The organism is Pseudooceanicola profundus (genome assembly GCF_054919315.1).
On the sequence record NZ_CM142898.1, the window covers coordinates 2,051,497 to 2,076,926 of the forward strand.

General features: G+C 68.6%; 27 protein-coding genes. 7 read left to right on the forward strand and 20 right to left on the reverse strand.

Going from position 1 to position 25,430, the window contains the following annotated elements:
- Positions 1-75: 75 nt before the first annotated feature.
- Entirely contained in the window at positions 76-951 is an 876-nt protein-coding gene (gene serB / locus ACX9MO_RS09395) for a phosphoserine phosphatase SerB (protein WP_462214341.1), read from the reverse strand.
- A 105-nt stretch (positions 952-1,056) separates the two neighbouring features.
- Here serB and recO point away from each other — a divergent pair, with 105 nt between their 5' ends.
- Positions 1,057-1,791, forward strand: coding sequence for a DNA repair protein RecO (gene recO, locus ACX9MO_RS09400; protein WP_222494431.1), 735 nt, complete (start codon positions 1,057-1,059; stop codon positions 1,789-1,791).
- A gap of 2 nt (positions 1,792-1,793) precedes the next feature.
- Here recO and ACX9MO_RS09405 read toward each other — a convergent pair whose 3' ends face one another.
- The 10 genes from ACX9MO_RS09405 to ACX9MO_RS09450 all read right to left on the reverse strand — a co-directional run bounded on the left by ACX9MO_RS09405 (position 1,794) and on the right by ACX9MO_RS09450 (position 10,070).
- Positions 1,794-2,183 carry an META domain-containing protein gene (locus tag ACX9MO_RS09405; RefSeq protein WP_462214342.1) on the reverse strand — a complete coding sequence of 130 codons (390 nt, stop codon included), beginning with the start codon at positions 2,181-2,183 and terminating at the stop codon, positions 1,794-1,796.
- Complete coding sequence (locus tag ACX9MO_RS09410) at positions 2,180-2,713, reverse strand: TetR/AcrR family transcriptional regulator (protein ID WP_222494332.1); 534 nt, start codon at positions 2,711-2,713, stop codon at positions 2,180-2,182. Before ACX9MO_RS09410 ends, ACX9MO_RS09405 begins: the two co-directional genes overlap by 4 nt.
- Before the next feature lie 304 nt (positions 2,714-3,017).
- Positions 3,018-3,482: an Hsp20 family protein gene (locus ACX9MO_RS09415; protein ID WP_222494330.1), complete on the reverse strand. Its 465-nt coding sequence runs from the start codon at positions 3,480-3,482 to the stop codon at positions 3,018-3,020.
- 280 nt (positions 3,483-3,762) lie between these two features.
- Positions 3,763-4,137 (reverse strand): hypothetical protein, encoded by a 375-nt coding sequence (locus ACX9MO_RS09420; protein ID WP_462214343.1) that lies wholly within the window; start codon positions 4,135-4,137, stop codon positions 3,763-3,765.
- 43 nt (positions 4,138-4,180) lie between these two features.
- Complete coding sequence (locus ACX9MO_RS09425) at positions 4,181-4,588, reverse strand: hypothetical protein (protein ID WP_462214344.1); 408 nt, start codon at positions 4,586-4,588, stop codon at positions 4,181-4,183.
- Positions 4,589-4,655: 67 nt separating this feature from the next.
- Positions 4,656-5,525: a trypsin-like serine peptidase gene (locus ACX9MO_RS09430; RefSeq protein ID WP_462214345.1), complete on the reverse strand. Its 870-nt coding sequence runs from the start codon at positions 5,523-5,525 to the stop codon at positions 4,656-4,658.
- Positions 5,526-5,690: 165 nt separating this feature from the next.
- Complete coding sequence (gene glcF / locus ACX9MO_RS09435) at positions 5,691-6,998, reverse strand: glycolate oxidase subunit GlcF (RefSeq protein ID WP_462214346.1); 1,308 nt, start codon at positions 6,996-6,998, stop codon at positions 5,691-5,693.
- Complete coding sequence (locus ACX9MO_RS09440) at positions 6,998-7,351, reverse strand: hypothetical protein (protein WP_462214347.1); 354 nt, start codon at positions 7,349-7,351, stop codon at positions 6,998-7,000. Before ACX9MO_RS09440 ends, glcF begins: the two co-directional genes overlap by 1 nt.
- Complete coding sequence (locus ACX9MO_RS09445; protein WP_462214348.1) at positions 7,351-8,532, reverse strand: FAD-binding protein; 1,182 nt, start codon at positions 8,530-8,532, stop codon at positions 7,351-7,353. The genes ACX9MO_RS09440 and ACX9MO_RS09445 overlap by 1 nt, the downstream gene beginning before the upstream one ends.
- A gap of 86 nt (positions 8,533-8,618) precedes the next feature.
- Positions 8,619-10,070: an FAD-linked oxidase C-terminal domain-containing protein gene (locus ACX9MO_RS09450; protein WP_462214349.1), complete on the reverse strand. Its 1,452-nt coding sequence runs from the start codon at positions 10,068-10,070 to the stop codon at positions 8,619-8,621.
- 265 nt (positions 10,071-10,335) lie between these two features.
- Between ACX9MO_RS09450 and ACX9MO_RS09455 the strand changes: the two genes are divergently transcribed.
- From ACX9MO_RS09455 to msrA, 3 genes are all read left to right on the forward strand, one after another.
- A complete protein-coding gene (locus ACX9MO_RS09455) occupies positions 10,336-10,725 on the forward strand; it encodes a hypothetical protein (protein WP_261398348.1) in 390 nt (129 codons plus the stop codon).
- Between the two features lie 305 nt (positions 10,726-11,030).
- Positions 11,031-11,480 (forward strand): peptide-methionine (R)-S-oxide reductase MsrB, encoded by a 450-nt coding sequence (msrB, locus tag ACX9MO_RS09460; protein WP_462214350.1) that lies wholly within the window; start codon positions 11,031-11,033, stop codon positions 11,478-11,480.
- Entirely contained in the window at positions 11,477-11,986 is a 510-nt protein-coding gene (msrA, locus tag ACX9MO_RS09465; protein ID WP_462214351.1) for a peptide-methionine (S)-S-oxide reductase MsrA, read from the forward strand. Before msrB ends, msrA begins: the two co-directional genes overlap by 4 nt.
- Before the next feature lie 344 nt (positions 11,987-12,330).
- Here msrA and ACX9MO_RS09470 read toward each other — a convergent pair whose 3' ends face one another.
- Complete coding sequence (locus ACX9MO_RS09470; RefSeq protein ID WP_462214352.1) at positions 12,331-13,839, reverse strand: malonate--CoA ligase; 1,509 nt, start codon at positions 13,837-13,839, stop codon at positions 12,331-12,333.
- 181 nt (positions 13,840-14,020) lie between these two features.
- Here ACX9MO_RS09470 and ACX9MO_RS09475 point away from each other — a divergent pair, with 181 nt between their 5' ends.
- Together ACX9MO_RS09475 and ACX9MO_RS09480 are read left to right on the forward strand one after the other, a co-directional pair.
- A complete protein-coding gene (locus tag ACX9MO_RS09475) occupies positions 14,021-14,944 on the forward strand; it encodes a DMT family transporter (RefSeq protein WP_222494308.1) in 924 nt (307 codons plus the stop codon).
- A 136-nt stretch (positions 14,945-15,080) separates the two neighbouring features.
- On the forward strand, positions 15,081-15,866 hold the full coding sequence (locus ACX9MO_RS09480) for a sulfotransferase family 2 domain-containing protein (RefSeq protein ID WP_462214353.1): 786 nt from the start codon (positions 15,081-15,083) through the stop codon (positions 15,864-15,866).
- 125 nt (positions 15,867-15,991) lie between these two features.
- Here the strand turns inward: ACX9MO_RS09480 and pnp are convergent, their stop codons facing one another.
- The 8 genes from pnp to mutY all read right to left on the reverse strand — a co-directional run bounded on the left by pnp (position 15,992) and on the right by mutY (position 24,828).
- A complete protein-coding gene (gene pnp, locus ACX9MO_RS09485; protein WP_222494304.1) occupies positions 15,992-18,130 on the reverse strand; it encodes a polyribonucleotide nucleotidyltransferase in 2,139 nt (712 codons plus the stop codon).
- A 387-nt stretch (positions 18,131-18,517) separates the two neighbouring features.
- Positions 18,518-18,787: a 30S ribosomal protein S15 gene (rpsO, locus tag ACX9MO_RS09490; protein ID WP_222494302.1), complete on the reverse strand. Its 270-nt coding sequence runs from the start codon at positions 18,785-18,787 to the stop codon at positions 18,518-18,520.
- Positions 18,788-18,971: 184 nt separating this feature from the next.
- A complete protein-coding gene (locus tag ACX9MO_RS09495; protein WP_462214354.1) occupies positions 18,972-20,258 on the reverse strand; it encodes a calcium-binding protein in 1,287 nt (428 codons plus the stop codon).
- A 103-nt stretch (positions 20,259-20,361) separates the two neighbouring features.
- The gene (locus ACX9MO_RS09500; RefSeq protein WP_462214355.1) at positions 20,362-20,871 is read right to left on the reverse strand and encodes a DUF1643 domain-containing protein; all 510 of its coding nucleotides are present in this window, start codon (positions 20,869-20,871) and stop codon (positions 20,362-20,364) included.
- Positions 20,872-20,874: 3 nt separating this feature from the next.
- Positions 20,875-21,780, reverse strand: coding sequence for a tRNA pseudouridine(55) synthase TruB (truB, locus tag ACX9MO_RS09505; RefSeq protein ID WP_462214356.1), 906 nt, complete (start codon positions 21,778-21,780; stop codon positions 20,875-20,877).
- Between the two features lie 153 nt (positions 21,781-21,933).
- Positions 21,934-22,545 (reverse strand): hypothetical protein, encoded by a 612-nt coding sequence (locus tag ACX9MO_RS09510; RefSeq protein WP_462214357.1) that lies wholly within the window; start codon positions 22,543-22,545, stop codon positions 21,934-21,936.
- 16 nt (positions 22,546-22,561) lie between these two features.
- Positions 22,562-23,689, reverse strand: a complete 1,128-nt coding sequence (locus ACX9MO_RS09515) for an alkane 1-monooxygenase (protein ID WP_462214358.1) — start codon at positions 23,687-23,689, stop codon at positions 22,562-22,564.
- An 80-nt stretch (positions 23,690-23,769) separates the two neighbouring features.
- The gene (gene mutY / locus ACX9MO_RS09520; RefSeq protein ID WP_462214359.1) at positions 23,770-24,828 is read right to left on the reverse strand and encodes an A/G-specific adenine glycosylase; all 1,059 of its coding nucleotides are present in this window, start codon (positions 24,826-24,828) and stop codon (positions 23,770-23,772) included.
- A gap of 80 nt (positions 24,829-24,908) precedes the next feature.
- On the opposite strand from mutY, the gene ACX9MO_RS09525 reads away from it, so the two are divergent.
- Positions 24,909-25,418, forward strand: coding sequence for a DUF721 domain-containing protein (locus ACX9MO_RS09525; RefSeq protein WP_222494289.1), 510 nt, complete (start codon positions 24,909-24,911; stop codon positions 25,416-25,418).
- Positions 25,419-25,430: the final 12 nt, after the last annotated feature.

Sequence of the window (25,430 nt, forward strand, 5' to 3'; positions counted from 1 at the left end):
GCATTGCCCGGGCGTTGACGAACTTTCCGATGCAGGGGCCCGGGGCTTGCGAGACCAGACCGCCTTTCCCGTGCCTCAGGCGGCGAAGTCCTCGCGGGCGTAGCCCTGCAGGTAGAGCAGTGCAGTCAGGTCGCCGAAGTTGATCCGCAACTCGCATTCCGCGGCGACCGAGGGCTTGGCGTGCAGCGCGACGCCGGCGCCCGCGCGGGTCAGCATGCCGAGGTCGTTGGCACCGTCGCCGACAGCCATCACCTCGGCCTCGCTCAGGCCGAGACGGGCTGTGATCTGTTCCAGCGCCTCGACCTTGGCGGCACGGCCGAGGATCGGGCGGTCGACCTCGCCGGTCAGCGTGCCCTCGGAGACGAGGAGCGTGTTGGCGCGGTTCTCGTCGAAGCCGACGAGGGTGGCGACCTGCGCCGTGAAGGCGGTGAAGCCGCCGGAGACCAGCGCCGCGTAGCCGCCCTGGGCCTTCATGGTGGCGACCAGCGCCGGGCCGCCGGGCATCAACTCGATCCGCTCGGCCAGGACCTTGCCGATGACGCTTTCGGGCAGGCCCTTGAGCAGGCCGACTCGTTCGATCAGGGCGCCTTCGAAGTCCAGTTCGCCGTTCATGGCGCGGGCGGTGATTTCCTTCACCCGGTCGCCGACCCCGGCCTCGTCGGCCAGTTCGTCGATGCATTCCTGCCGGATCATCGTGCTGTCCATGTCGGCCAGCAGCATCTTCTTCCGGCGGCCCTCGGCGGGCTGCAGGTTGAGGTCGATCCGCATCTTCTGGAAGTCGTCCCAGGCCTGACGGAAGGTGTCCGGCACGGCGGGCAGCGGGAACTCGGCCGCCTCGCCGGTGGCGAGCCAGCGGATATCGCCGCCGCCCCAGGCATTGCGCAGGGCGCTGACGGCGGCGCCGTCGAGGGCGGGGGCCGCGGGATCGCTGGTGAGGGTCACGACGTACATGGAAATCCTCCGGTCTGTTGCGGGGGGATAAAGCACGGGGCGCGCGCCATGGGAAGGGGTTGCCCCTTGCAAATCGCGGGCCGAGGCGCTCCTCATGGCGCCATGATGGAATGGCGCGACGAAGGTATCCTGCTCTCGGTCCGGCGGCACGGGGAATCCGCGGCGATCGCCGAGGTCTTCACGCCCGGGCATGGCCGCCACGTGGGCGTGGTGCGGGGCGGGGGCTCGCGCCGGATCGCGCCGGTGTTGCAGCCGGGCGCACAGCTCGACATCACGTGGAAAGCCCGGCTGGAAGAGCATATGGGCGCCTTCACGGTGGAGCCCGTGCGCTCCCGCGCGGGGGTGATCATGGGCGACCGGATGGCCCTGGCCGGGCTGAACACCGTGACGGCGCTGCTATCCTTCTGCCTGCCCGAGCGCGAGGTCCACGGGCCGCTCTACCTGCGCACGGAACGCCTGCTGGACCTGCTGGAGCATGGCGAGGTCTGGCCGCTGGCCTACCTGCAATGGGAACTGGCGCTCCTGGAGGAGATGGGCTTTGGCCTCGACCTGACGCGCTGTGCGGTGACGGGCGCGACGGAGGGACTGGTCTATGTCTCGCCGCGTACCGGGCGGGCGGTGTCGAAGGCCGGCGCGGGGGAATGGGCGGACCGGCTGCTGCCGCTGCCCGACTGCCTCGCCGGGCGGGGCGATGCGCCGGATGCGGAGATTGCGCAGGCGCTGCGGGTGACGGGGCATTTCCTGAGCGAGCACCTGGCGCCGGAACTGGGGCGCAAGCCGTTGCCGGAGGCGCGGGCGCGGTACCTCGACCTCTTTACCCGCAGGCTCTCTGCCGGGTGAGGTCAGTCCGCGGGGGCGCCTTCGGCGAAGACAAGCTCGTGATCGTCTGGGCCGGTCAGGATCAGCCTGCCATCGTCCATCCGGGCCTGGTTCGCCGCGCCGAGGGCCTTGAGGAAGGCATCCTCTTCGGCCAGATCGGGGCAGGCCATGCGGGTGGCGCCGATCTGCGTCGAGCTGAAGGCGGGGTAGGTCCCGCTCCAGCCGCCGAAGTAGCTGTTGCAGGGCGCGCGGCCCGAGAACCGGGCCTCGTCCAGCACCAGCGTCGCGCGGGAGGTGAAGGGCGCGCCGTTCAGCGTCTCGAGGTGCCATGTGCGGCTGGGATCGGCGAGTTCGGGGCCGGAGGTCGCGCAGGTGCTGAGAAGGGCGAGAAGCGCCGGGGTCAGCAGTTTCATCTGAGCGCCAGCACGAGGTCCACGAGGGTGCCCATGGCGGAGGCGGTCTTCTTCGTGTCCGCGACGGGCAGCTGGGTGCTGCCGATCTGCGCCGCGTAGAGAATGCGCGCGATCTCGGGATTGGTGACGCCGATCTGGCGCAGCAGCTTCTCGAGGTGGGTGAGGCGCCGGGCATCGATCTCGGCCAGCGTTGCGGCGGCGGTAGGCTCGGTCCGGGCCCAGGCCCGCATCGCGGCCTCGGCCGGCAGGCTGTCGGAGAAACCGTCCTGCATCAGCTTGTGCAGCTGGCCGACCGCCTCGGTCTTGTCCTCGGGGTCTTCGAGTGCGGCACCGGCGCTGTCGCCCCAGAAATCGAGCAGGGCCTTGCGATAGGCGGGCACGTCCGGGAAATGCCAGTAGAACGAGCCCTTGGTGGTGTCGAGGCCACGGGCGAGCGCCTCGGCCTTCAACGCCTCGGGCCCTGCCGCGGCGAGGGCATCAAGACCGGCTTTCAGCCAGTCGTCGGGGGAAAGGCGTTGTTTGCGACTCATGACGTTACTCTACGTACGGTGCCGCATGAATGCATGACTATTTCTGGCGATCCTGCGCCGATTGGCCGAATTTCGCCCTTTTTTGTCAGGGGGCGCGGCCGATCCGGCGATTTTCGGCGGGCTTATGCTGCTTTGCAGCGATCCGGCGGCGTCTGCGTGCGCGCTGCGGTGCGTCATGGCGGCGAGTCGGACCCTCGATGGGGCTGCGGATCAGATCCTGGATCAGACTCTGGGACATGCACGAAAAAAGGGCGCGGCCGAAGCCGCGCCCACTGAGATACGAGGGGTCTTGGGGTCTGAAGCCTTATGCCTCGGCGTTCTCAAGCGCCTTGGCCTCGACCGTATCGCCGGAGGCGATCTCGATGCGGCGCGGTTTCAGCGCCTCGGGGACTTCGCGCAGGAGGTCGATATGCAGCATGCCGTTGGCATGGGTCGCCCCCGTCACGCGCATGTGGTCGGCCAGATGGAAGCGCCGTTCGAAGGCGCGGGTGGCGATACCCCGGTGCAGGTAGGTGCGCTGGCTGTCGTCATCGGCCTTCTTGGCGGCGATCACCAGCATCTTTTCCTTGACCTCGACCGAGAGGTCTTCGTCCGAGAAACCGGCGACGGCGAGCGTGATGCGGTAGCCGTTGTCTGCGGTTTTCTCGATGTTGTAGGGCGGGTAGCTCGGCTGAGCGACGTCGTTGGTCAGGACCCGGTCCATCATGTCGGCGATCTGGTCGAAGCCGACGGTGGCGCGATAGAGCGGGGCAAAGTCGAAGTTACGCATGTGGTTATCCTCTGGATAAGCGATACCTGTGATGCCTTCCCGAAGGGACAGGCTGGGATACGGGACCCTGAAGCGGCGTCCCGTAACTGGGATCTGGGAAGGCGGCGGCGGGGTTTCAAGACCCCCGGCAGGCTGTTGCCTGCTCCGCGCGGATCACCCTGTCGCGAGCGCCGCCATCCCGGGTTTCAGGTCACGTCTTCCAGGCGCCGTGGGCCCAGGTTCGCTGCGTCCAGGGCCACGGAGCCTCAGGTCAATGGACCTTGGACCACCGGGCCTCGGATCATTGAAGCCAGAAGCCCACGGCGAGGATCGTGGCAGAACCGGCGAGGAAGAGCGCCCAGTTGATCAGGGTCTGGCGGTTGCTCTGGGACGGTTTGCCCGCCTTCAGCTCGCACCAGCGGCACTGGGTCTCGCCCTGCGGGATAGGGGTGCCGCAGCCGCTGCAGGCCACGGTGGGCAGGTCCGCGGCATCGGGCTTCGCCGCGCGCCGCCGGGCGGGCGGTGCCGGCAGCTCCTTGGGCATCTGTATCGGTGCGCGGGGGGCGCGGGAGCCCTCCGCGCGGCGGGCGCGGGAGCGGCGGATGCCGGTGCCGATGAGCGCAAGCGCACCCATCGCAGGCAGAAGCGCCTGAAAGGGAAGGGCGGAAAGGGCCATGAAAGCCTCCGTTCAGAATGCGAGTCCGCGGACTCGCGTCAGGTCATGCGTCGTGCGGGGGCATGAGGCTGAACGGGGGCGCCCGGGGTTCGGGGCGCAGGCCGTGGGCAGAGCGGGGATCGAGGGCATCGGCGGGGGCCATGCATTGCGGCAGCGCCTCGTCGTCGCCGAGCGGAAGCACGCAGGCCTCCACCGGCAGCGTGGGACTGTTGCCGCTGTCGCTGTCCGGCTGATCCTCGGTCGCCCGGGTGTTGGCCTTGACCGGCTGCACAAGGGCCATGTCGGTCTGGGACACGGTCCAGGACCGGGTGGTCTCGGCCGCTTCGCCCCGGTCGCCCTGACCGGCAAAAAGCGCCAGTGCCAGGGTCGTCAGAACCTGCAGCAGCCAATGCGCCGCCCGCTCCGCCCGGGGGGCGGACCGCTTGGGGCCATGGGGAATACTGCGGGTCATGTGTCATCCGGGGAACGGAGGGGTAGCGGACAATGTAGTCCTCACGGGCCCTCACGTCCAGCGGAGGCTAGTTTCCGGCCCGGATGAATTTCGCACCGGTGTCATTGCGCTGACCGCCCACCACCACGCGGCTCTGACGCGGGGCGGGACCGAGGAAGACGCCCTTGCCGGCGCTCAGCTCTGCCTTGAGGGCTGCGAGCGGGGCGTCGAGCTGCATGCCGAGGGCGACGGGACGGCCCTCGACCTCGGCCTTGGCCGAGATCACCGAGACGATGCGCGGCTTGCCCTCTTCGATGCTGAAGACCGGCGCGCCGGAGGAGCCGAAGTCCACGTCGCAGGACAGGATCAGGATGCCCTCCTGCCGCGCCATGACCGAGCAGATTTCCTGCAGCGCCGGGGCCTCGGCCCGGTCGTGGGCATAGGAGACGACGCCGATCCGCGTGCCCGCCCGGGCCGTGGGCTCGGTTTCGAAGGGGATCACCGTGGTGTTCCGAATCGGCATCTCGAGTTCCAGCAGCGCCACGTCGTCCTGCACCCGCTTGGTCGAGACGGAGGCGCCATAGCGATATTCCGGATGGACCACGGCGCGGCGCACGTTGCGATAGGCCTCGGCCCGGCCATTGCGCCAGCCGGCGCGGAATTCGATCTTGGTGGGGTCGATCCGGGTCCCGGTGTGGCGGTCATAGAGGCAATGCGCCGCCGTCAGCACAAGGTCCTCGGCCACCAGCGCGCCGGTGCAGAAGCCCTTGCCGTCGATGTCGAGCCGCCCGACCGCTTCCCAGCCACGCGAGTCGTCGCCCGTATCGAGCCGCTGCAGCCGGCTGTCCTGCTGCGCGTGGACCGGCTGGCCGAGCAGGGACAGCAGCAGGATCAGCAGCAGCGCGGGGGCGAGCAGATGCGCAGGGCGAGTCACGGGGCGAAGGGCAGGGCGGAACATGGGCGGTCCTGACGGAATCGTTGATCCCTCAGGACTTATTCCCGCTCTGGGGCGGAATTGGGGAAAGACGATGAACGATCCCGGCGCGACTGGGGCGATCGGGGCGCGACAGCCCCGCACCACGGCGGCCGCGTCCCGGTGCGAGTGCGGACATGGCGCCCTCCTTCAGACGTGGCCGGGCTTGGCCGCCGGGTCCAGTGCCCGGGGCGCGGGTCCGCCGGTCGCCCAGTCGAGCAGTTCGACCGTATGCACCACCGGCACCCCGGTGCCCGATCCGATCTGCATCATGCAGCCGATATTGCCCGCGGCGATGACATCCGGCTTCACCGCCTCGAGGTTGCCCACCTTGCGCGCCTTCAACTGGCCCGAGATCTCGGGCTGCATCAGGTTGTAGGTCCCCGCCGAGCCGCAGCACAGGTGCGGCTCCGCCGGTTCCGCCACGGCAAAGCCCGCGCGTTTCAGCAGATCCTTGGGCGCGGTCTTCACCTTCTGCCCGTGCTGCAGCGAACAGGCGGAGTGATAGGCGACCTTCAGGCCCTTCTCCGTCCCTTCGGGAATCTCAAGCCGGGTCAGCAGCTCGCTCACGTCACAGGCCAGCGCCGAGATGCGTGCTGCCTCCTCTGCCAGCGGATCGTTGCGGAACATGTGGCCGTAATCCTTCACCGTGGTGCCGCAGCCCGAGGTGTTGATCACGATGGCATCGAGGCCTTCGCCCGCGATCTCCTGCCCCCACGCCCTGATGTTGGCAGCGGCGGAGCCGTGGCTTTCCGCCGCGCGGCCCATGTGATGGGTCAGCGCCCCGCAGCAGCCGGCGCCCTTGGCCACCACCACGTCGCATCCCAGCCGCCGCAGCAGCCGGATGGTGGCGTCGTTGATGTCGGTGTTCAGCGCCTTCTGGGCGCAGCCGGTCATCAGCGCCACCCGCATCCGGCGCGGGCCCGTGGCCGGGAAGACCTGCGGCGCGTCATTGGGCGACACCGGCGGCACCCGCCTGGGCGCCATGGCGATCATCGCCCGCAGCCGCGGGTCGGGCAGGAACCGCGCGAAGGGACGGCCCAGCTTGGCCCCCAGCAGCGCCATGCGGAAGCGTCCGGGATAGGGCAGGATCCGCGCCAGCACCCAGCGCAGCGCCCGGTCCGACCATGGCCTGCGATAGTGGTCCTCCACATAGGCGCGGGCATGGTCGATCAGATGCATGTAATGCACGCCCGAGGGGCAGGTCGTCATGCAGGCGAGGCAGGAGAGGCAGCGATCGAGGTGTTTCACCGTGCGCTCGTCCGGGACGCGCTCGTTCTCCAGCATGTCCTTGATCAGGTAGATCCGGCCCCGCGGACTGTCGAGCTCGTCGCCCAGGACCTGGTAGGTCGGGCAGGTGGCGGTGCAGAAGCCGCAGTGCACGCAGGACCGCAGGATCTGGTTCGCCCGCGCGGTGCCCGGGTCCGTCAGCTGTTCGGGAGAGAAAGTCGTCTGCATCAGGCCATCGCCTCCGCCAGGAAAAGCCCCGCCACGGGCACGAGGGTGGAAACCGCGCCAAGCGCCGGGGCCCAGACCGGCAGGTCCGGGGCGCGGCGGCGCAGGATCTGCACGACGAGGGCCGTCAGCCCGACCCAGCCGAGGTAGAGCAGGGCGAGGGCCACCAGCGCCCGGCCCGGCTGGGTGCCGGCATCCAGCGGCACGATGCGCAGCACGAAGAGCCCCGCCAGCAGTGCCAGCAGCACGCCGCCCGCCAGCAGCCGCAGCGGCCCGCCGCGCGGGGCGGGCAAGACGAGCATGCCATAGACGATCAGCCCCACGATCACGGCGAGGGCGGGGACGAGAAGCGACATCAGGCGGGCTCTCCCACCGATGGTCCCACCGGCGTCGGGGCCATCAGCCCCGGGTTCAGGAGCCCGCGCGGATCGAAGGTCGCCCGCAACCGCTCCGCCAGGCGGGCCACGCCCGGTGCCTGCGGCTGGAACATCGGCATCCCGGCGCGATAGCCTTCCGACGCCCGCATCAGCGTCGCATGGCCCCCCAGCGCCGCCACCTCCGTCCGCAGCGCCACCGCCGCCGCGGCACTCTCCTCCAGCAGCAGCCACAGGCGCCCGCCGGACCAGTCGCAGATCGCGGGCCCGCGCAGGTTCGCCGCCTCCAGCGCCGTCAGCAGGCGCGGGGCGTCCGTGGGCTTCACCGAGACCTGCCAGACCGCCCCCGTCCGTCCCGCAAAGGGCGTCACGTCGCGCACCGCGCGCCAGAGCGCGGCACTCTCCTCGCCCTCGACGCTGTCGCAGCCGGCGCAGGCCCCCTCCAGCAGGGCGCGGCGGCGATGGGCCACCGATCCCGGCAGCCCCTCGATCCGCACCAGCGTCAGGCTGTCCTCGCCGGCCAGCCCGGCGTCCAGATGCGCCGTCCCGGTCACGTCATAGGGCGTGCCCATGGCGGCGCAGAGCCGCGCCACACCCGCCGCCCCGTCCAGCCCGCGCAGGATCAACGTGCACTCCACCGGCGGCTTCGCCAGCACCTTCAGGCTCACCTCGCTCAGCACGCCGAGGGTGCCCCAGCTGCCCGCCATCATCTTCACGAGGTCATAGCCGGTGACATTCTTCATGACCCGCCCGCCGTTCGACACGAGGCGCCCCGCCCCGTCCACGAACTGCACGCCAAGCAGGAAATCCCGCGCGGCACCGGCCTGCACCCGGCGCGGTCCGGAGACGTTGGCCGCGATCACCCCGCCCAGCGTGGCCGTGCCGGAGGTCCCCATCAGGGCCCGGGCCTCCATCGGCTCGAAGGCCAGCCGCTGGCCCTTCTCCGCCAGCAGGGCCTCGATTTCCGCCAAGGGCGTCCCGGCCCCGGCCACCAGCGTCTGCGCCCCGGGCTCGTAAAGCCGCACACTCGACAGCCCGCCGGTCTCCAGAACATCGCCTGCCACCGGACGCCACGCCAGCCGCGTGCCGCCGCCGCGTACCTCCACGGGGCCGCCCGCGTCCCGCAGGGCCTCCACCAGCTGGCTCTCGCTCTCAGGTCTCATCCACTGTTCCCAAATATCCCGGGGTGAATTGGCCGCAGGCCAAGAGGTGCAGCGCCCCTCCACCCGCCCCGCAGGGCACTCTACCTTCACCCGACATCGCGCACGTCCCCCTCACGGCGCGGTGCCGACACCGCCAGCGGGAAGACCTTCGCCGGGTTCAGCAGCCACTGCGGATCAAAGACATCCTTCACCGCCATCTGCGCTTCCAGATCGGCGGGGGCATATTGCACCTCCATCAGGTCGCGCTTCTCGATGCCGACACCATGCTCGCCAGTCAGGCAGCCGCCGACCTCGACGCAGAGCTTCAGGATCTCCGCCCCGAAGGCTTCGCATTTCTCCAACTCGCCGGGGGTATTGGCGTTGTAGAGGATCAGCGGATGCATGTTGCCGTCGCCGGCGTGGAAGACATTGCCCACGTCCAGCCCGCAGTCCCGGCTCATCTCGCCGATGCGGCGCAGGACGAGGGGCAGGGCGTTCACCGGGATCGTCCCGTCGAGGCACATGTAGTCGTTGATCTGCCCCATGGCGCCGAAGGCGCTCTTGCGGCCCAGCCAGATACGGGCGCTCTCTTCGGGCGAGGTGCTCTCGCGCAGTTCCACCGGGTCGTGGCGCCGGGCGATCTCGAGGATCACCGCCAGCTGTTCCTCGATCTCCGCGTCGGAGCCTTCGACCTCGATGATGAGCAGCGCCTCGCAGTCCGGGTAGCCTGCGCCCGAGAAATCGTCGCAGGCCCGGATGCACGGGCCGTCCATGAACTCGATCGCCACCGGCACCACGCCGGCCTCGATGATATCCGAGACGCAGGCCCCCGCGATCTCGGAGGAGGCATAGCCCACCAGCACCGGACGCGCGCCCTCGGGCTTGGGCAGGATGCGCAGGGTGGCCTCGGTCACGACGCCGAGCTGCCCCTCGCTGCCGCAGACGAGGCCCATGAGGTCCAGCCCGCCCGCGTCCAGATGCGCGCCGCCCAGCTCGATGATCTCGCCATCCATGAGGACCATTTTCACGCCCAGCAGGTTGTTGGTGGTCACCCCGTATTTCAGGCAATGGGCCCCGCCGGAGTTCATGGCGATGTTGCCCGCGATGGCGCAGGCCAGCTGCGATGAGGGATCGGGCGCATAGAAGAAGCCCTCGGCCTCGACCGCGCCGGAGACCGAGAGGTTGGTGCGCCCGGCCTCGACCCGGATCAGGCGGTTGGCGTAATCGGTCTCCAGCACCGCGGTCATGCGCATCAGGCCGAGGACGACGGAATCCGCCGTGGGCAAGGCGCCGCCCGCCAGCGAGGTGCCCGCGCCGCGCGGCACCACCGGCACCCCGAGGGCGTGGCAGATCTTCAGCGCGGCGGCGACTTCCTCGGTCGAGCGCGGCAGGACAACGGCCAGCGGCGGACAGCGGTAGGCACTGAGCGCGTCGCATTCATAGGCCAGCAGCTCTGCCGGGGCGTCGATCAGCGCATCGCCCGGCAGGACGGCACGCAGTTCCGACAGGAGCCGGGGCTTGAGCGCGAGGACGCGCGGATCGGGCTGCGGCATCTGCATAGGTCTCTCCCCTCACACGGGCCCGTGACGGTCCCTCATCCGGAGCGTGCCCGGGGGCCTGTCCGGCCAGTCTCCAAGCCCGGTCTGGGGCCCTGGAGGGCGCCCGTCGCCGGTCTCCTCTGGCCCCGTGGGGCCGCCGGGTCTCCATCCCGGGTCCTGCGGGAAATACAGGCTGGGGCTGCACCGATCAAGCGCCGTGGCGTCAGGCGGCGGTCACACGCAAGTGTGACACCTGTTTCAGCCCGGCGCGCCTATGCTGCGGGCGATGCAGAAGATTTGTCCCGTTTCCTCGCCCCGCACCCTGACCTGCGCCGCGTTGCTCTCCCTGCTGCCGGCGCTGCCTGCGCTCGCCTCCCCGCCCGAAATCGTCGGCGCCACGGCCAAGCGCGCGGCGGGCGGCTGGAACATCTCGGTCACCCTGCGCCATGACGACAGCGGCTGGGAGCATTACGCCGACCTCTGGGAGGTCCTGGACGAGGGGGGAAACGTCCTTGGCGCCCGCAAGCTGCACCATCCTCACGTGGAAGAGCAGCCCTTCACCCGCACGCTGCGGCAGGTCGTCGTGCCGGACGGGACCCGCAAGGTCTATATCCGCGCGCGTTGCAGTGACGGCACCTGGTCCGAGGGGCGCCACAAGCTCAAGCTGACGCGCTGAGGCAGGATCAGGGCCCATGGGCCGGTCGTGTGCCTGTCTTTCGATGGGCGCCGGTAGCCAACCCACCGCGCTGTGTGATGCCTAAGCCTGTCCCGGAGAGCCCCGCAGAGCGCGGGTGCGGGGCTGCGCTTCTGGCACTGGACAGGGCGGGCAGGGGATCACATCCTCCGCAGCAGGCTGTAACAGGGCTTTTCCCGCTGCGCCCCAGACCCCACATGGGGGGCAAGTCGGGGCCCGGGCCCCATGGCCGCCACGGGGGCACATGGGGGAACCGAGCCCGTATCGAAGCCGACAAGGAGAACCGCATGGCAAGCTATCACAAGGACCCGGCGGCGATCGCCGCGCTGAGCCCCGAGGAATACTGGGTGACGCAGGAGGCCGGCACCGAACGCCCCGGCACCGGCAAGTACCTGGGCAACAAGGCGCCGGGGATCTACGTCGACATCGTCTCGGGCGAGCCGCTCTTCGCTTCCTCGGACAAGTACGAAAGCGGCTGCGGCTGGCCGAGCTTCACCAAGCCCATCGCGCCCGCCAACGTCAGCGAGCTGCGCGACACCAGCCATGGCATGATCCGGGTCGAGGTTCGTTCGACCCATGGCGACAGCCACCTCGGCCACGTCTTCCCGGACGGGCCGGTGGACCGGGGCGGTCTGCGCTACTGCATCAATTCGGCCTCGCTCCGCTTCGTCCATCGCGACGACATGGCGGACGAAGGCTATGGCGATTATCTCGACCAGGTGGAGGATGAGACATGACGAGCGAACGCGCCGTCCTTGCAGGCGGCTGTTTCTGGGGCATGCAGGACCTGATCCGCAAACTGCCGGGGGTGGAGAAAACCCGTGTCGGCTATACCGGCGGGGACGTGCCCCATGCGACCTATCGCAACCACGGCACCCATGCGGAGGGGATCGAGGTGATCTTCGATCCGGAGAAGATCAGCTACCGGCAGCTGCTGGAGGTCTTCTTCCAGATCCACGATCCCACAACCCTGAACCGGCAAGGCAATGACATCGGGCTCTCCTACCGGTCGGCGATCTACTACGTCGACGACGCGCAGAAGGCCTGTGCCGAGGAGACCATCGCGGATGTGGAGGCCTCGGGCCTCTGGCCCGGGCGGGTGGTGACCGAGGTCGAGCCCGTGGGCGACTTCTGGGAGGCCGAGCCGGAGCACCAGGATTACCTGGAACGCATCCCGAACGGCTATACCTGCCACTTCCCGCGACCCGGTTGGGTGCTGCCGAAACGCGCGGCGGCGGAATGAGCCAAAGGCCGGTCCCGAGGGGCCGGCCTTTTTTTCTGGTTCTTTTTCTGGCGCTGCGGGCGCGGCTGGACGGGTAAAATTCTTCGAAGAATTTTACCAAGAATTTTCGCAAAATTCTTGGCCGCGGGGGGAGGGGATGTGCGCCCTTCGAACCGGTGCGCCGCCGCGAGGGGCTATCCGTTTTCTTCGAAGAAAACGGTCCGGAATTTTTGAAAATTCCGGGTCCAGGCGCGCTGTGGGAGTGTCGGGTCTGGCGTGGTGCGGGCCTCGGGCGGGGCGGGGGCTGTCTGCCCCCCGTCGCTGGCACGACGTCCCCCGAGGATATTTCAGAACAGTGGATGGGCTCAGGCGAAGAGCGTGGCGAAGTCGTCGCGCAGGGCCTTCTTCTGGACCTTGCCCATGGTGTTGCGGGGCAGGGCGTCGAGGAAGGCGATGTGCTTGGGCTGCTTGAACTTCGCGAGCCGTTCGTTGAGCGCGGCGGCGATCGTCGGGGCATCGGTGCCGGCGCCCTCGGGAACGATCACGGCCACCACCGCCTCGCCGAAGTCGGGGTGGGGAACGCCGATGACGGCGCTTTCCAGCACGCCGGGCAGGTCGTCGATGACCTCCTCGACCTCCTTCGGGTAGACGTTGAACCCGCCCGAGATCACGAGGTCCTTGGCGCGGCCGACGATTGTGACATAGCCCTCGGCGTCGGTGAAGCCGAGGTCGCCGGTGATGAACCAGCCGTCGGCGCCCAGTTCCTCGGCGGTCTTCTCGGGCATCTGCCAGTAGCCCTGGAAGACGTTGGGGCCGCGGACCTCGATCACGCCGATCTCGCCCTGGGCGACGTCGTGGCCCTCTTCGCGTATGCGCAGCTCGACCCCGGGCAGGGGGAAGCCGACGGTGCCGATGCGGCGCTCGCCCTCGTAGGGGTTGGAGACCGACATGTTGGTCTCGGTCATGCCGTAGCGTTCGAGGATCGTGTGGCCGGTGCGCTCTTCCCAGGCCTTGTGGGTATCCACGAGCATCGGGGCGGAGCCGGAGATGAAGAGCCGCATGTTCGCCGCCCGTTCACGGTCGAGGCGGGGATCGGACAGCAGGCGGGTGTAGAAGGTGGGCACGCCCATGAGGCTGGTGGCCTCGGGCATGGCCTCGAGGATCGCGTCGGGGTCGAAGCCCGCGAGGAAGACCACCGAGGCCCCGGAGAGCAGCGCCACGTTGGTGGCCACGAAGAGCCCGTGGGTGTGGAAGATCGGCAGCGCGTGGATCAGCACGTCCTTGTCGGTGAAGCGCCAGAGGTCGCGCAGGGTTTCGGCGTTGGAGGCGAGGTTGGCGTGGCTCAGCATCGCGCCCTTGGAGCGGCCCGTGGTGCCGGAGGTGTAGAGGATCGCCGCGAGGTCGGAGGCCGCGCGGGGGACGGCGTGGAACTCGCCCGAGGGCTGGGCTGATTGCGCCTCGGCCAGGGTGCCGGTGCCGTCGGCGCCGAGGGTGAAGAGACGGGCCGCCCCGGCCAGCGCCGCGATCTCGGCCTCGCGCCTGGGATCGCAGACCACCACGGCGGGGGTGGCGTCGCCGAGGAAATAGGCGACCTCGGGCCCGGTATAGGCGGTGTTCAGGGGCAGGAAGATGCCGCCTGCAAGAACGGTGCCGATGTAGAGTTCCAGCGCGGTGAGCGACTTGGCCACCTGCACCGCCACCCGGTCACCGGGCTGGAGCCCGGCATCGATCAGGGCGCGGGCCATGCGTTCGGCCCCGTCGAAGAGGGCGCGGTAGCTCACGTCTTCCTGCCCGGGGCGGCTTGCAAAGCGCTTCTCGGGCGTCAGGGTCGCGTGGCGGGCCAGCCGGCTGGCCAGGTAATTCTCGTCGTACATGCTGTTCTCCTCCCTCCGGGGCAGGTGGGGCGGGGCCATCCTGCGCGGGTGTCGTACTGTCGCGGGGGCACGGCATGACGCCGGGGCCCGGATTTCTGTCATCCGGCACGGCGTCCCGGATTGCAAGACCCGGCGGGGATTGCCTATGGAGGGACGACCCCACCGCAAGAAGGCCAGACCCATGCAACCGCTTCGCGGCATCCTCCTGAAGATCGGTGCGGTGCTCTGCTTCATCGGCATGAGCACGATGATCAAGCTGACCTCGGACCGTATCCCGGCGGGGGAGCAGGTCTTCTTCCGCTCGGTCTGTGCGCTGCCGGTGATCCTTGCGTGGATCGCGCTGAAGGGGCAGCTGCGCAGCGGGCTGAAGGTGAAATCGCCGGCGGCGCATTTCTGGCGCGGGCTTGTGGGGACCACGGCCATGGGCTGCGGCTTTGCCGCGCTCGCCTTCCTGCCGCTGCCGGAGCAGACCGCGCTCGGCTATGCGACGCCGCTGCTGGTGGTGGTCTTCGCGGCGATGTTCCTGAACGAGAAGGTCGGCATCTTCCGGATCTCGACCGTGCTGGTGGGGCTCGTGGGCGTCATGGTCGTCATGGTGCCGCAGCTCACCCTCTCGCCCGAGGAGGCGATGAACAGCGCCGCCCCGCTCGGCGTGCTGCTCGTACTCTTCGGGGCGGTCTGTGCGGCGCTGGCGCAGATCCACATCCGCAACATGGTGCGGGTCGAGCAGACCTCCGCCATCGTGTTCTGGTTCTCCTCCACCGCAACGCTGCTGTCGCTGGCGACGATCCCCTTCGGCTGGGTCCTGCCCTCGGGCTGGGAGTGGGTGTTCCTGATCTCCACGGGTCTCATCGGCGGGGTGGGGCAGATCATGCTGACCTCCTCCTACCGCTTTGCCGATGCCTCGGTGGTGGCGCCCTTCGACTATGCCTCGATGCTCTTCGCGATCCTCATCGGCTATACGGTCTTTGGCGATGTGCCGACGCTTCAGACCCTCGTCGGGGCAGCGATCATCATCTGCGCGGGCGTGGTGATCATCCTGCGCGAGCGGCACCTCGGCCTGCTGCGCGGGCAGGCGCGGGAGGCGAAGACGCCCCACGGCTGAGGCTCGCCTGACCTCGTGCCCGGAGGCGCGGGTGGCGAAAGGGTGCCGAGTCCTGGAGGAGCTGCGTCGGAAATGCGTTCGTCCTGCGTTTAACAGGCACGGCCAGCGTGCCGGGAGACACAACAACGGACCCGAGATGCCCAAAGACCTGCCGCCCATTCCCCGTGAACGTCCCATCGACCGGCGCAAGGCCCGCCTGCTCTCACCGCTCAGCAGCCGCTACCGGGCCCGCGCCGGGCTGGCGGAGCTGCCCCTGCAGAAGCAGATCGTCTACAGCCACTGCCTGTTGAGCCATGACGGCAGGCTCTTCTTTCCGAAGAACGCCAAGGCGGCCTCCTCGACCACGCGGCGCCATATCGTGCGGCTGGCCACGGGGCAGTTCGACCGCGCCGCGCCGGAGGTGAAGCAGGGCCAGCGGCACTGGCTGGCCTACGAGGCCGCGGTGCAGGACCCGCGCTGCGTGAAGTTCTGCATCACCCGGCACCCGGTGGAGCGGCTGATCTCGACCTTCTTCAACTTCTTCGTGGACGAGGGGCACAAGTCGACCGCCGCGCATCTGGGGCCGATCGAGGCGCGGGGCTACCTGCGTGGGGGCGACACGGGGCGGAACTTCGACGTCTTCCTGGCCTATGTCGAGGAAGCCCATGCCGAGGGGCTGGTCTACTGCGATCCCCACTGGCGGCCTCAGTACATCAACCTTGCCCATGACGAGATCGCCTATGACCTGACCGGCGATATCTCCGAGCACACCGCGATCCTGCGTGAGGCCTTTTCCCGGGCCGGACATGGCGATCCCTTCGCGGGCGAAGACGGGGCCCGGCGGTTCAACGTCTCCTCGAGCGATGCGTTCGAGGTGGGCGCGGCGCAGCGGCGCAAGATCGAAGACCTCTTCGAGCGGGATTACACCCTTTACGGCTATTGAGACGGTCCTGACGCCCTGGCCGGGGAGAGGACGCCCGGGGCATGAACATCGGGACATGAAACCTGAGGCCATGAAAAAAGCCCCGGCAGATGCCGGGGCTTTCTGATCTCTCGCGGAGGGGCAGATTACTCTGCCTTTTCCTCGGCGTCCTTGGCCAGCTCTTCGCCGGTTTCCTGGTCGACCATCTTCATGGCGAGGCGGACCTTGCCACGATCGTCGAAGCCGAGGAGCTTGACGTAGACTTCCTGGCCTTCCTTCAGAACGTCGGAGGGGTGGTTCAGTCGACGGTTCTCGATCTGGGAAACGTGCACGAGGCCGTCCCGCTTGCCGAAGAAGTTCACGAAGGCGCCGAAATCGACGATCTTCACGACCTTGCCCTTGTAGACCTTGCCCTCTTCCGGCTCTGCCACGATCGAATAGATCATGTCATAGGCCTTCTGGATGGCTTCACCGTTGGCCGAGGCGATCTTGATGATGCCGTCGTCGTTGATGTCGACCTTGGCACCCGAGGTTTCCACGATCTCGCGGATGACCTTGCCGCCCGAGCCGATCACTTCACGGATCTTGTCGGTGGGCACCTGCATGGTTTCGATGCGCGGTGCATGGGCCGAGAATTCGCCAACGCCCGACTGGGCCTTGTTCATCTCGCCGAGGATGTGCAGACGGCCGGCCTTCGCCTGGGCGAGGGCGTTTTTCATGATCTCGGGCGTGATGCCCTGAACCTTGATGTCCATCTGCAGCGAGGTGATGCCTTCCTCGGTGCCGGCAACCTTGAAGTCCATGTCGCCGAGGTGGTCCTCGTCGCCGAGGATGTCGGTCAGGATCGCATAGTCACCATCGTCTTCCAGCACGAGGCCCATGGCCACACCGGCCACGGCGGCCTTGAGCGGCACACCGGCGTCCATCATCGAGAGCGAGCCACCGCAGACCGACGCCATCGAGGAGGAGCCGTTCGATTCGGTGATCTCGGACACGATGCGGATCGTGTAGGGGAAGTCGGTCGCGGCGGGCAGAACGGCCTGAAGGGCGCGCCATGCCAGTTTGCCGTGGCCGATTTCACGACGACCGGGCGAGCCGACGCGGCCCACTTCACCGACCGAGTACGGCGGGAAGTTGTAGTGCAGCAGGAAGTTCGATTTGAAGTTCCCGTGCAGCGCGTCGATGAACTGCTCGTCGTCGCCGGTGCCCAGCGTGGTCACGACCAGGCCCTGGGTTTCGCCACGGGTGAACAGTGCCGAACCGTGGGTCCGCGGCAAGAGGCCGGTTTCCACAGCAATCGCACGCACCTGATCGGTGGCACGGCCGTCGATCCGCTTGCCGTTCTTCACCACGTCGCCGCGCAGAACGCTGGATTCCAGCTTCTTCAGCGCCGAGCCGAGGTTCGCGTCTTCGAGCTGTTCTTCGGTGAGGGTGGCCTTGATGGCCTCCTTCGCCGCGCCAACGGCCGCGACACGCTCCTGCTTGTCGGTGATGGCGTAGGCAGCGCGCATCTTGTCTTCACCGGCGGCTTTCACGGCAGCGTAGAGCTCCGAGTAATCCGGCGGGGTGAAGTCGAAGGGCTCTTTCGCGGCGGCTTCGGCCAGGTCGATGATCAGGTCCAGCACGGGCTGCATCTGCTCATGGGCGAAGGTCACGGCGCCGAGCATCTCGTCCTCGGTCAGCTCGTAGGCTTCCGATTCCACCATCATGACGGCGTCCTTGGTGCCGGCCACAACCAGGTCGAGACGCTGCTCGGGGTTGTTGCGCAGGCCCTGCATGTCGTCGACAGAGGGGTTCAGCACGTATTCGCCATCGACGAAGCCGACGCGGGCACCGGCGATCGGGCCCATGAAGGGCACGCCCGAGATGGTCAGCGCGGCCGAGGCGGCGATCATGGCGACGATATCGGGATCGTTGACCAGGTCGTGGCTCAGCACGGTGCACATCACGAGGACTTCATGCTTGAAGCCGGGGGCGAAGAGCGGGCGGATCGGGCGGTCGATCAGGCGCGCGGTCAGCGTTTCCTTTTCGGTCGGCCGCGCCTCGCGCTTGAAGAAGCCACCGGGCACTTTGCCGGCAGCATAGTATTTCTCTTGGTAGTGCACGGTCAGCGGGAAGAAATCCTGACCGGGCTTGGGTTCCTTGGCGAAGGTCACGTTGGCCATGACCGAGGTTTCGCCCAGGGTGGCGATGACGGTGCCATCGGCCTGACGGGCAACCTTGCCCGTTTCCAGCGTGAGGGTTTCGTCGCCCCACTGCATCGTTTTCGTCGTCACGTTGAACATTCAGCGTATCCTATGAGGGAGTGCACCCGGCCCTCCGGGCCTCCCGTTTTGCGTGGCGGCCCCATTGCCGCCGACCCCATCATCATTCCCTTCACAGCGCCGGGATCCGGGCGCTACGTCTCAGATGGGCGGGCCATACATCAGTTTTGGTCGAAAAGAAAGGAAAACGGCGCAGTCTCCGGACCCGAATGCGGGGGAAACGCTGCGGCGGATGGCCCCGGTCGGGGGCCTGAAGGATGGTATTTCAGGGTGGGATCCGGCGTGGTTGCCGGAGGGACCACCCGCCTGCCGGCTGGGGGGCCGTCCCGGGAGAAGACCCGCCCAAAGAAAAAGGGGCCGCGCAGGCGACCCCTTCGATGCGTTCCCTGGGTGTCCCCGGGGAAAGGCTTAGCGGCGCAGGCCGAGACGCTCGATCAGCGACTGGTAGCGTGCCTGGTCCTTGCCCTTCAGGTAGTCGAGCAGCTTACGACGCTGGGCAACCATCATCAGCAGGCCGCGGCGGCCGTGGTTGTCTTTCTTGTGCGTCTTGAAGTGCTCGGTCAGGGTCGCGATGCGCGAGGACAGGATTGCGACCTGGACTTCGGGCGAACCGGTGTCGCCTTCCTTGGTCGCGAATTCTTTCATCACGCGGGCTTTTTCTTCAACGGTGATCGACATCGGGGTCTCCTTGGTTGAAAGGGTTCGGGCACGAGCCGGGATGTCGTCCAGCAAGGTCCATGGAGTCACCGCACCCTCATGGCGCGGATTGCGGGCTGATAAAGCAAGTTTTCCCTTTTGGAAAGGGGATTCGTTGCACCGGATTCCCCCGGCGGCGGGGGCTGCTCAGGCCTCTGCCAGAAGCTCAGGCCTCTGCCAGAAGGCTGTCGGCCTCGGCCTGGGTCAGCACGACCACGTCGGCCAGCGTTGCCGGGGCCGAACCGGACAGGACCGCGACAACCGATCCGTTGAGGAGGACCTGCTGAAGCCCCTCGCCGGCCACCTCCACCAGCGACACCTCGGCCGGGTCGGTGCCGTCATGCACCACCAGCAGCTGGTCGGTGCCGGGTTCGAAGTCCAGCACGCGCGCGGCCTCTCCGCCCGCCATCCAGTCGCCGACGAGGATATCGTCGAACCCCTGCCCGCCGGTGACGATGTCGCTGTTGCCGGCCACGATCGTATCGGCGCCGCCGCCGCCGTTGAGATAGTCTGCGGTGTCCGTGTCGTGCCAGACGCCCTCGGCGTTCAGCCGGGCGACCACGCCGCTGAGCACATCCGCGCCCCAGCCGCCGAAGAGCGTATCGGCACCGTCTCCGCCCATCAGCGTATCATTGCCAAGCCCCCCCAGCAGCGCATCGTCGCCCAGGCCGCCCTCCAGCCAGTCGGCCCCGGCGCCGCCCTCGGCCGAATCGTTGCCCTCGCCGCCATGGAGCAGGTCGCGGTTCATTCCGCCGAGGAGCGTGTCATTCCCGGCCCCGCCGAAGAGGCTGTCGTGACCCTCGTTGCCCTCGATCAGGTCGGCGCCCGCGCCGCCCGCGAGGCTGTCGTCACCGGTGCCGCCCAGAAGCCAGTCGTCCCCATCCGCCCCAGCGAGGCTGTCCGCCCCGTCGTAGCCGCCGATCTGGTCGGGCCCGGCCCCGCCTTGCAGGACATCGTCACCCGGACCGCCCCACTGGATGCCATCGACGGGCAGGGCGCCTTCGTTTGCGGGGCCGTCGGCCACGTCGTCCGCGCTGTCGTCCGCCATGTTGTCGGGCTGCGGTGCGTCGAGGCTTGAGGCCTCGGTGTTGAGAGCGGGAGGGGAGGTATCGAGGGGGGTGCCCGCATCGGCTTCGGCATAGGGGGGCGCGTCATCGGTCAGCCCCGCCGCATCGCCTGTCGCCGCGCCGTCGGTCACGGGGCGCAGGTCGTCATGCAGGGCAGGATCGCCGTGATCGACACCGGCCAGCACATCACCGGCCAGCAAATCGCCCGCCAGCGGTCCGTCGTCGAGGATCTCGTCGATCATGGACCCGCCGCCCGCGGCATCGGTGAGGCGATCCGCCTCCGCGTCGGGCTGGTCGCTCTCGTCCTCCTCCTCGGCCGGATGCAGACCAAGGAAGGCCGTCGCCCCGGCCAGCAGGACGCCCATAAGGCTCGCAATCAGAAACATGTACGCTCCGCTCTCGTCCTCGCGGACAGACCCTTCCCCGCTGCGCAGTATCGGGGGTGGACCGCGGCGCGGTCAAAGCCAATCGCGGCAAATGGTTAACGGCTCATGCCGGCCAGATCTGCGGCGCCGTGGCGTAGGAGATGTAGAGCGGGTGGCGCGGCTGACCCGCCTTGGTGAGCCCGAGCACGTGAAGGTCGCGCCCCGCCGCGCGCAGCAACGCCGTGACCTCCGCGTCGCGGCCCAGATGCGCCCCGTGAAACCCCCAGCCCGCAAGGATCAGGTCGGCCCGGGCGCAGGCGGCCAGCAGGGTCGCGTCAGTCTCGGGGCCGACGGGCGCGGGCGCGGCGCGCAGCGCCTTGGGGTCGGTCTCGCGCCAGGCAAAGAGGTTCACCACCTCCAGCGCACCATAGCCGAGACGGCGCGCCCGCTCCTGACAGCGGGCGATGGTGGGGTCGTTTGCCGCCTCCGTCGCCTTGGAGGGGTTCAGCATGACGAAGGCGAGCCGGGGCGCCTGCGCGTCCCACGTGCGGGTCAGCGCATAGCGATAGCGCAGGCAGGGCGAATAGAGCGCCTCGGAGCGCGTGGTGCCGTCGTCATGCCGGCGGATGATCACCGGTCAGAACCGGAACACGCGGGTCGGATGCAGTTCACCGCCCTTGAAGATACCCACGGCGACCGGCTGGCCGTCGAGGCTGGCCCAGCATTCCTCGCCGTATTCGACATCATGGGCGATCACCATGCCGGGGTTGCCGTTGGTCAGCCGCGCCGCGCCCTCGGGGGTGGCCTTCACCTCCGGCAGGTCGGCGAGGCCGGTCTCCACGGGCAGCAGGTACGGGTCCAGTTCCTCGGTCCGGGCATGGGCCTCGATGGTTTCGAGGGTCACGCCTCTGGCGGCCTCGAAGGGACCCGACCAGACCCGGCGGAGCGTGGCCACATGGCCGTGACAGCCGAGCGCCGCGCCGAGGTCACGCGCGATGGAGCGCACGTAGCCGCCCTTGCCGCAGACCATTTCAAGCACCGCGTGATCGGCATCGGGCACGTCCAGCAGCAGCAGGGAGTCGACATAGAGCGGACGCGCGTCAAGCTCGACCTCCTCGCCGTCGCGGGCCAGCTTGTAGGCGCGCTGACCGTCGATCTTCACCGCCGAGAACTTCGGCGGAACCTGTTCGATATCGCCGAGGAAGCGGGGCAGGGCGGCCTTGATCTCCTCTTCCGTCGGGCGCAGGTCGGAGGTGGCGATCACCTCGCCCTCAGCGTCGTCGGTGTTGGTGGCCGCGCCGAACCGCACGGTGAACTCATAGGCCTTCAGGGCGTCGGTCACATAGGGGACGGTCTTCGTCGCCTCGCCGAGCGCGATGGCCAGAACGCCCGTCGCCTCGGGGTCGAGCGTGCCGGCATGGCCCGCCTTGTTGGCATTGAGCGCCCATTTCACCTTGTTGACCACCGCGGAGGAGGTCAGCCCCGCAGGCTTGTCCACCACCAGCCAGCCGGAAATGTCGCGTCCCTTGCGCTTGCGTGCCATGGGGCTCCCCTGAATGTTGCGTTTCAAGCCGTGGCGGTTAGCGCAGGAGGGCCGCTGGCGTCAACCTCGGGACGGCAACGGCGGGCCCACCGGGGCGGCGGATCGGCGCGTTTCGGGGTCAGCGGGGTGGGCAGCGCGGGGCGGGGGCGTGGCTCAGAACAGGGAGTCGTGCGCCACGGCGTGACAATTGGCGCAGAGGCAACGCAGGGCATCCAGCGGCACGAGGAAATGATCGCGTCCGCCCACCACGTGCACCTGCAGCGCGGCAAGGCCCGCGGGCCCGTGCTGTGCCACGGGGTCACAGCCGCAGGCGGAGCAGGTGGCGCGGCCGTACATCCGCGTGACCTGCGCCAGTTTCGCCGCCCGCAGGCCAAGGCCGCGTTCGAGGATCAGGTGGGTGATCCGCGCCCGCGAGGGGCCGGCCCAGATCCGGTCCTCGACGGTCAGCGGCTCGCGCCACTTGCGCGCGGTGCCGCGCAGGACCAGCTGCATGCCGGCCGCCTTGATCGTGTCGAAGGCCGGGTTGCCGGGGCCGGGCACGATCTCTCCGGGGGCGATGTCGCGGCCAAGCGCCCGTGCGGCGGCAAGGGCATAGAGCGCCACCGGCGGCAGCCGCTGGCCGTCCCCCAGCACCGCCTCGAAGTCGCGCGCCGGGCCGTAGGGGTGCTCCACCCCCGCCAGCAGGTCGCCGGCGGCATGCCACAAATGCTCCGCGGTGACCGCCTGACGCAGCAGCGCGTCGGGCAGTCGCTCCACCATGTCCATGTCGGTTCCTTCCCGGTCAGTCGGCGTGGCGGCCCGTCTTGTAGGGTGCCCAGTCGGTGATCTCGGGGTAATACATCTTCCGCCAGCGGCGTACACGGGGATTCATCATCCGCCGCCAGACCGGCGGGACCATGGCGATCGCCCCCATGAGGGGATAGCCGTAGGGCAGCTGCGGCGCCTCGCTCTCGTCATAGGTCTGCAGCAGGGGGAAGCGCCGGTCGGGCTTGTAGTGGTGGTCGGAATGGCGCTGGAGGTTGATCAGCAGCCAGTTCGACGCGGTCTGCGAGGCGTTCCAGCTGTGGTGCGGCTTCACGTGTTCGAACTTGCCCTGACCAAGGTACTTCCGGGTCAGCCCGTAGTGTTCGACGTAGTTCGTCAGCTCCAGCAGCCAGACCGCCACCAGCGCCTGCCAGAGGAAGAGCGCCAGCCCGACCCAGCCGCCGATGATCAGCGCGAGCGCCAGCATCACGGCCTGAAGCGCCCAGTACCGCCAGAACGGATTGCGCCGGTGGAACGGGCCCAGCCTGCGCCGGGCCAGCATCCGCACCTCGGCCCGCCATGCGGAGCGCGGGCAGTCCCTGAGCACCCGGAAGAAGAACCGGTGGAAGCCCTCGTTGTACTTGGCCGTCACCGCGTCCTTCGGTGTGCCCACGTCCCAGTGGTGCACCAGCAGGTGCTCCGACCGGAAGTGGGAGTAGAGCACCATCGCCAGCAGGATATCCCCCAGCCAGCGTTCGAGCTTGTTCCGCTGGTGCAGCAGTTCGTGGCTGTAGACGATGCCGATGGCCCCGGTCATCACCCCCACGCCGTAGAACAGCACCACCGTCTCCAGCGTCGAGAGATGATCGCTCCGTGTCACGTAGGCGATGAGCCCGTAGAGCGTGACGAACTGCAGGGGCGCCCAGATGAGCGTCACGAGGCGATACCAGAAGAGCTGCTCGACCCCGGTCTCGGGATCGGCATTCTCCTCGTTCAGCCCCTCGATCTTGTCGAGGATCGTCACCATGACCAGCCCGTAGAGCGGCAACAGGATCACGGTCCAGGCGCCCACCACGGCCCCGATCAGGGCCAGCGGTGCCATCAGTACCGACATCCAGAAGGGCATGGCGCGCCAGAACCGTCCGACAGCTTTCGATGGGATCATCAGGGCCTCCATTTGCCGACCCGGGGTGTGCTCTGGGTGCTCCGGGGCTGTGCGCCGGTCTCCCGGGCTTGGCGTCCCTGTCACGGAGTTTCCAACGCCGGCCGGGCGAGGTCAAACGCCTTTCGCATCACCGTGGGCAGATCCGAGGGGCGAAAGGCCGCAGGGGGCAGGAAGCTGCCGCGCTCCGGGTTTGCGCCCTCGGGCACATGGGCGACCCTGACGGCGAGGCGCAGGTGGAAGTGGGTGAAGGTATGCAGCGCCTCGGCCTCCAGCGCCTGCCAGTCCGCCTGAAGCGGCGGGGCGTCCTGCGGGGCCTCGCCCCAGTCGGAGCCGGGCCAGCCCAGCATCCCGCCCAGCAGACCCTTGTCGGGCCGCCGCTCCAGCAGCCATGCGCCATCCGCGCGACGCGCCACATAGGCAATGCCGAGGCGGGTGGGCTTGGGCTTCTTCGGCGTCTTCTTGGGCAGCTCCGGCGCGGTCCCCGCCACGCGGGCGGCACAGGGATCGCGCCACGGGCAGATGCCGCAGGCCGGGTTGCGCGGCGTGCAGATCGTCGCGCCAAGGTCCATCACGGCCTGCGCGTAGTCGCCGGGCCGGGCCGCGGGCGTCAGCGCCTCGGCCAGTGCCGTCAGCTCGGGCTTGGCGGCGGGCAGGGGGGTGTGCACATCATGCAGCCGGGCCATGACCCGTTCCACGTTGCCATCCACCACCACCTCGGCCCGGTCGAAGGCGATGGCCGCCACGGCCCCCGCCGTATAGGGCCCGATGCCCGGCAGCGAGAGCAGCCCCTCCCGGCTGCCTGGAAAGGTGCCGCCGTGCTCCGCCACCACGGCGCGGGCACATTTCAGCAGGTTCCGGGCGCGGGCGTAGTAGCCAAGCCCCGCCCATTCGCCCATGACATCCCCGTCCTCGGCGGCGGCCAGATCGGCCACCGTGGGCCAACGCGTCGTGAACCGCTCGAAGTAATCGCGCACCGCGGCGACGGTGGTCTGCTGCAGCATGACCTCGGACAACCAGACCCTGTAGGGGTCGGGCCGCAGCCCCGCGCGCCGCTCTGCCGGGCCCGTGCGCCAGGGCATCTCGCGCGCATGGCGGTCATACCATGCCAGAAGGGCGCCGCTCAGCTCAGTTTCACGCATTCTTTATGGTCTCCCGCCGCATTCCTCTGGCTCCTGTGGTGCGAGACACTAGAATAGGGCCGAACCACAGGATGCAACCCATGCCCCGCCGCCAGACCTCGACCTATGGATTTGCCCGGACCTCCAAGCTTCTGGAGACCCGTATCCGTCAGGCCGGCGAGACGCGGGGCTTCGCGGTGACGCGGCTGCTGACCCACTGGGACGAGATCGTCGGCGAGGACCTCGCCGCCATGGCCCGCCCGGTGGACGTGAAATACGGCCGCCAGCAAGGCTTCGGTGCCACGCTGACCGTGCTGACCACCGGGGCGCTGGCCCAGATGGTCGAGATGCAGAAGGACAAGATGCGCGACCGGGTGAACGCGGTCTATGGCTACAACGCCATTTCCCGCGTGCGGGTGACCCAGACCGCCCCCACCGGCTTTGCCGAGGGGCAGGTCGATTTCTCGCGCCCGAAACCCAAGGCCCCGGTGGCGCCGGACCCGATGGTCTCGCAGCAGGCCCGGGCCGTGTCACAGGATGTCGGCGACGAAGGGCTGCGCAACGCCCTTGAGGCGCTGGCGAAGAATGTTCTAGGAAAACGCAAGCAATAGGAAAGGACTGCC

What these genes read in the sequence shown, in the direction of transcription:
- ACX9MO_RS09430 (WP_462214345.1), bottom strand. Translation starts at nt 5,525, where the DNA reads ATGTTCCGCCCTGCCCTTCGCCCCGTGACTCGCCCTGCGCATCTGCTC.
- ACX9MO_RS09495 (WP_462214354.1), bottom strand. Translation starts at nt 20,258, where the DNA reads ATGTTTCTGATTGCGAGCCTTATGGGCGTCCTGCTGGCCGGGGCGACG.
- ACX9MO_RS09410 (WP_222494332.1), bottom strand. Translation starts at nt 2,713, where the DNA reads ATGAGTCGCAAACAACGCCTTTCCCCCGACGACTGGCTGAAAGCCGGT.
- rpsO (WP_222494302.1), bottom strand. Translation starts at nt 18,787, where the DNA reads ATGTCGATCACCGTTGAAGAAAAAGCCCGCGTGATGAAAGAATTCGCG.
- ACX9MO_RS09450 (WP_462214349.1), bottom strand. Translation starts at nt 10,070, where the DNA reads ATGCAGATGCCGCAGCCCGATCCGCGCGTCCTCGCGCTCAAGCCCCGG.
- ACX9MO_RS09480 (WP_462214353.1), top strand. Translation starts at nt 15,081, where the DNA reads ATGCCCAAAGACCTGCCGCCCATTCCCCGTGAACGTCCCATCGACCGG.
- ACX9MO_RS09440 (WP_462214347.1), bottom strand. Translation starts at nt 7,351, where the DNA reads ATGTCGCTTCTCGTCCCCGCCCTCGCCGTGATCGTGGGGCTGATCGTC.
- ACX9MO_RS09510 (WP_462214357.1), bottom strand. Translation starts at nt 22,545, where the DNA reads ATGGACATGGTGGAGCGACTGCCCGACGCGCTGCTGCGTCAGGCGGTC.
- mutY (WP_462214359.1), bottom strand. Translation starts at nt 24,828, where the DNA reads ATGCGTGAAACTGAGCTGAGCGGCGCCCTTCTGGCATGGTATGACCGC.
- ACX9MO_RS09525 (WP_222494289.1), top strand. Translation starts at nt 24,909, where the DNA reads ATGCCCCGCCGCCAGACCTCGACCTATGGATTTGCCCGGACCTCCAAG.
- ACX9MO_RS09425 (WP_462214344.1), bottom strand. Translation starts at nt 4,588, where the DNA reads ATGACCCGCAGTATTCCCCATGGCCCCAAGCGGTCCGCCCCCCGGGCG.
- msrB (WP_462214350.1), top strand. Translation starts at nt 11,031, where the DNA reads ATGGCAAGCTATCACAAGGACCCGGCGGCGATCGCCGCGCTGAGCCCC.
- ACX9MO_RS09455 (WP_261398348.1), top strand. Translation starts at nt 10,336, where the DNA reads ATGCAGAAGATTTGTCCCGTTTCCTCGCCCCGCACCCTGACCTGCGCC.
- ACX9MO_RS09405 (WP_462214342.1), bottom strand. Translation starts at nt 2,183, where the DNA reads ATGAAACTGCTGACCCCGGCGCTTCTCGCCCTTCTCAGCACCTGCGCG.
- ACX9MO_RS09515 (WP_462214358.1), bottom strand. Translation starts at nt 23,689, where the DNA reads ATGATCCCATCGAAAGCTGTCGGACGGTTCTGGCGCGCCATGCCCTTC.
- ACX9MO_RS09415 (WP_222494330.1), bottom strand. Translation starts at nt 3,482, where the DNA reads ATGCGTAACTTCGACTTTGCCCCGCTCTATCGCGCCACCGTCGGCTTC.
- serB (WP_462214341.1), bottom strand. Translation starts at nt 951, where the DNA reads ATGTACGTCGTGACCCTCACCAGCGATCCCGCGGCCCCCGCCCTCGAC.
- msrA (WP_462214351.1), top strand. Translation starts at nt 11,477, where the DNA reads ATGACGAGCGAACGCGCCGTCCTTGCAGGCGGCTGTTTCTGGGGCATG.
- glcF (WP_462214346.1), bottom strand. Translation starts at nt 6,998, where the DNA reads ATGCAGACGACTTTCTCTCCCGAACAGCTGACGGACCCGGGCACCGCG.
- ACX9MO_RS09470 (WP_462214352.1), bottom strand. Translation starts at nt 13,839, where the DNA reads ATGTACGACGAGAATTACCTGGCCAGCCGGCTGGCCCGCCACGCGACC.
- ACX9MO_RS09475 (WP_222494308.1), top strand. Translation starts at nt 14,021, where the DNA reads ATGCAACCGCTTCGCGGCATCCTCCTGAAGATCGGTGCGGTGCTCTGC.
- recO (WP_222494431.1), top strand. Translation starts at nt 1,057, where the DNA reads ATGGAATGGCGCGACGAAGGTATCCTGCTCTCGGTCCGGCGGCACGGG.
- truB (WP_462214356.1), bottom strand. Translation starts at nt 21,780, where the DNA reads ATGGCACGCAAGCGCAAGGGACGCGACATTTCCGGCTGGCTGGTGGTG.
- ACX9MO_RS09445 (WP_462214348.1), bottom strand. Translation starts at nt 8,532, where the DNA reads ATGAGACCTGAGAGCGAGAGCCAGCTGGTGGAGGCCCTGCGGGACGCG.
- ACX9MO_RS09420 (WP_462214343.1), bottom strand. Translation starts at nt 4,137, where the DNA reads ATGGCCCTTTCCGCCCTTCCCTTTCAGGCGCTTCTGCCTGCGATGGGT.
- pnp (WP_222494304.1), bottom strand. Translation starts at nt 18,130, where the DNA reads ATGTTCAACGTGACGACGAAAACGATGCAGTGGGGCGACGAAACCCTC.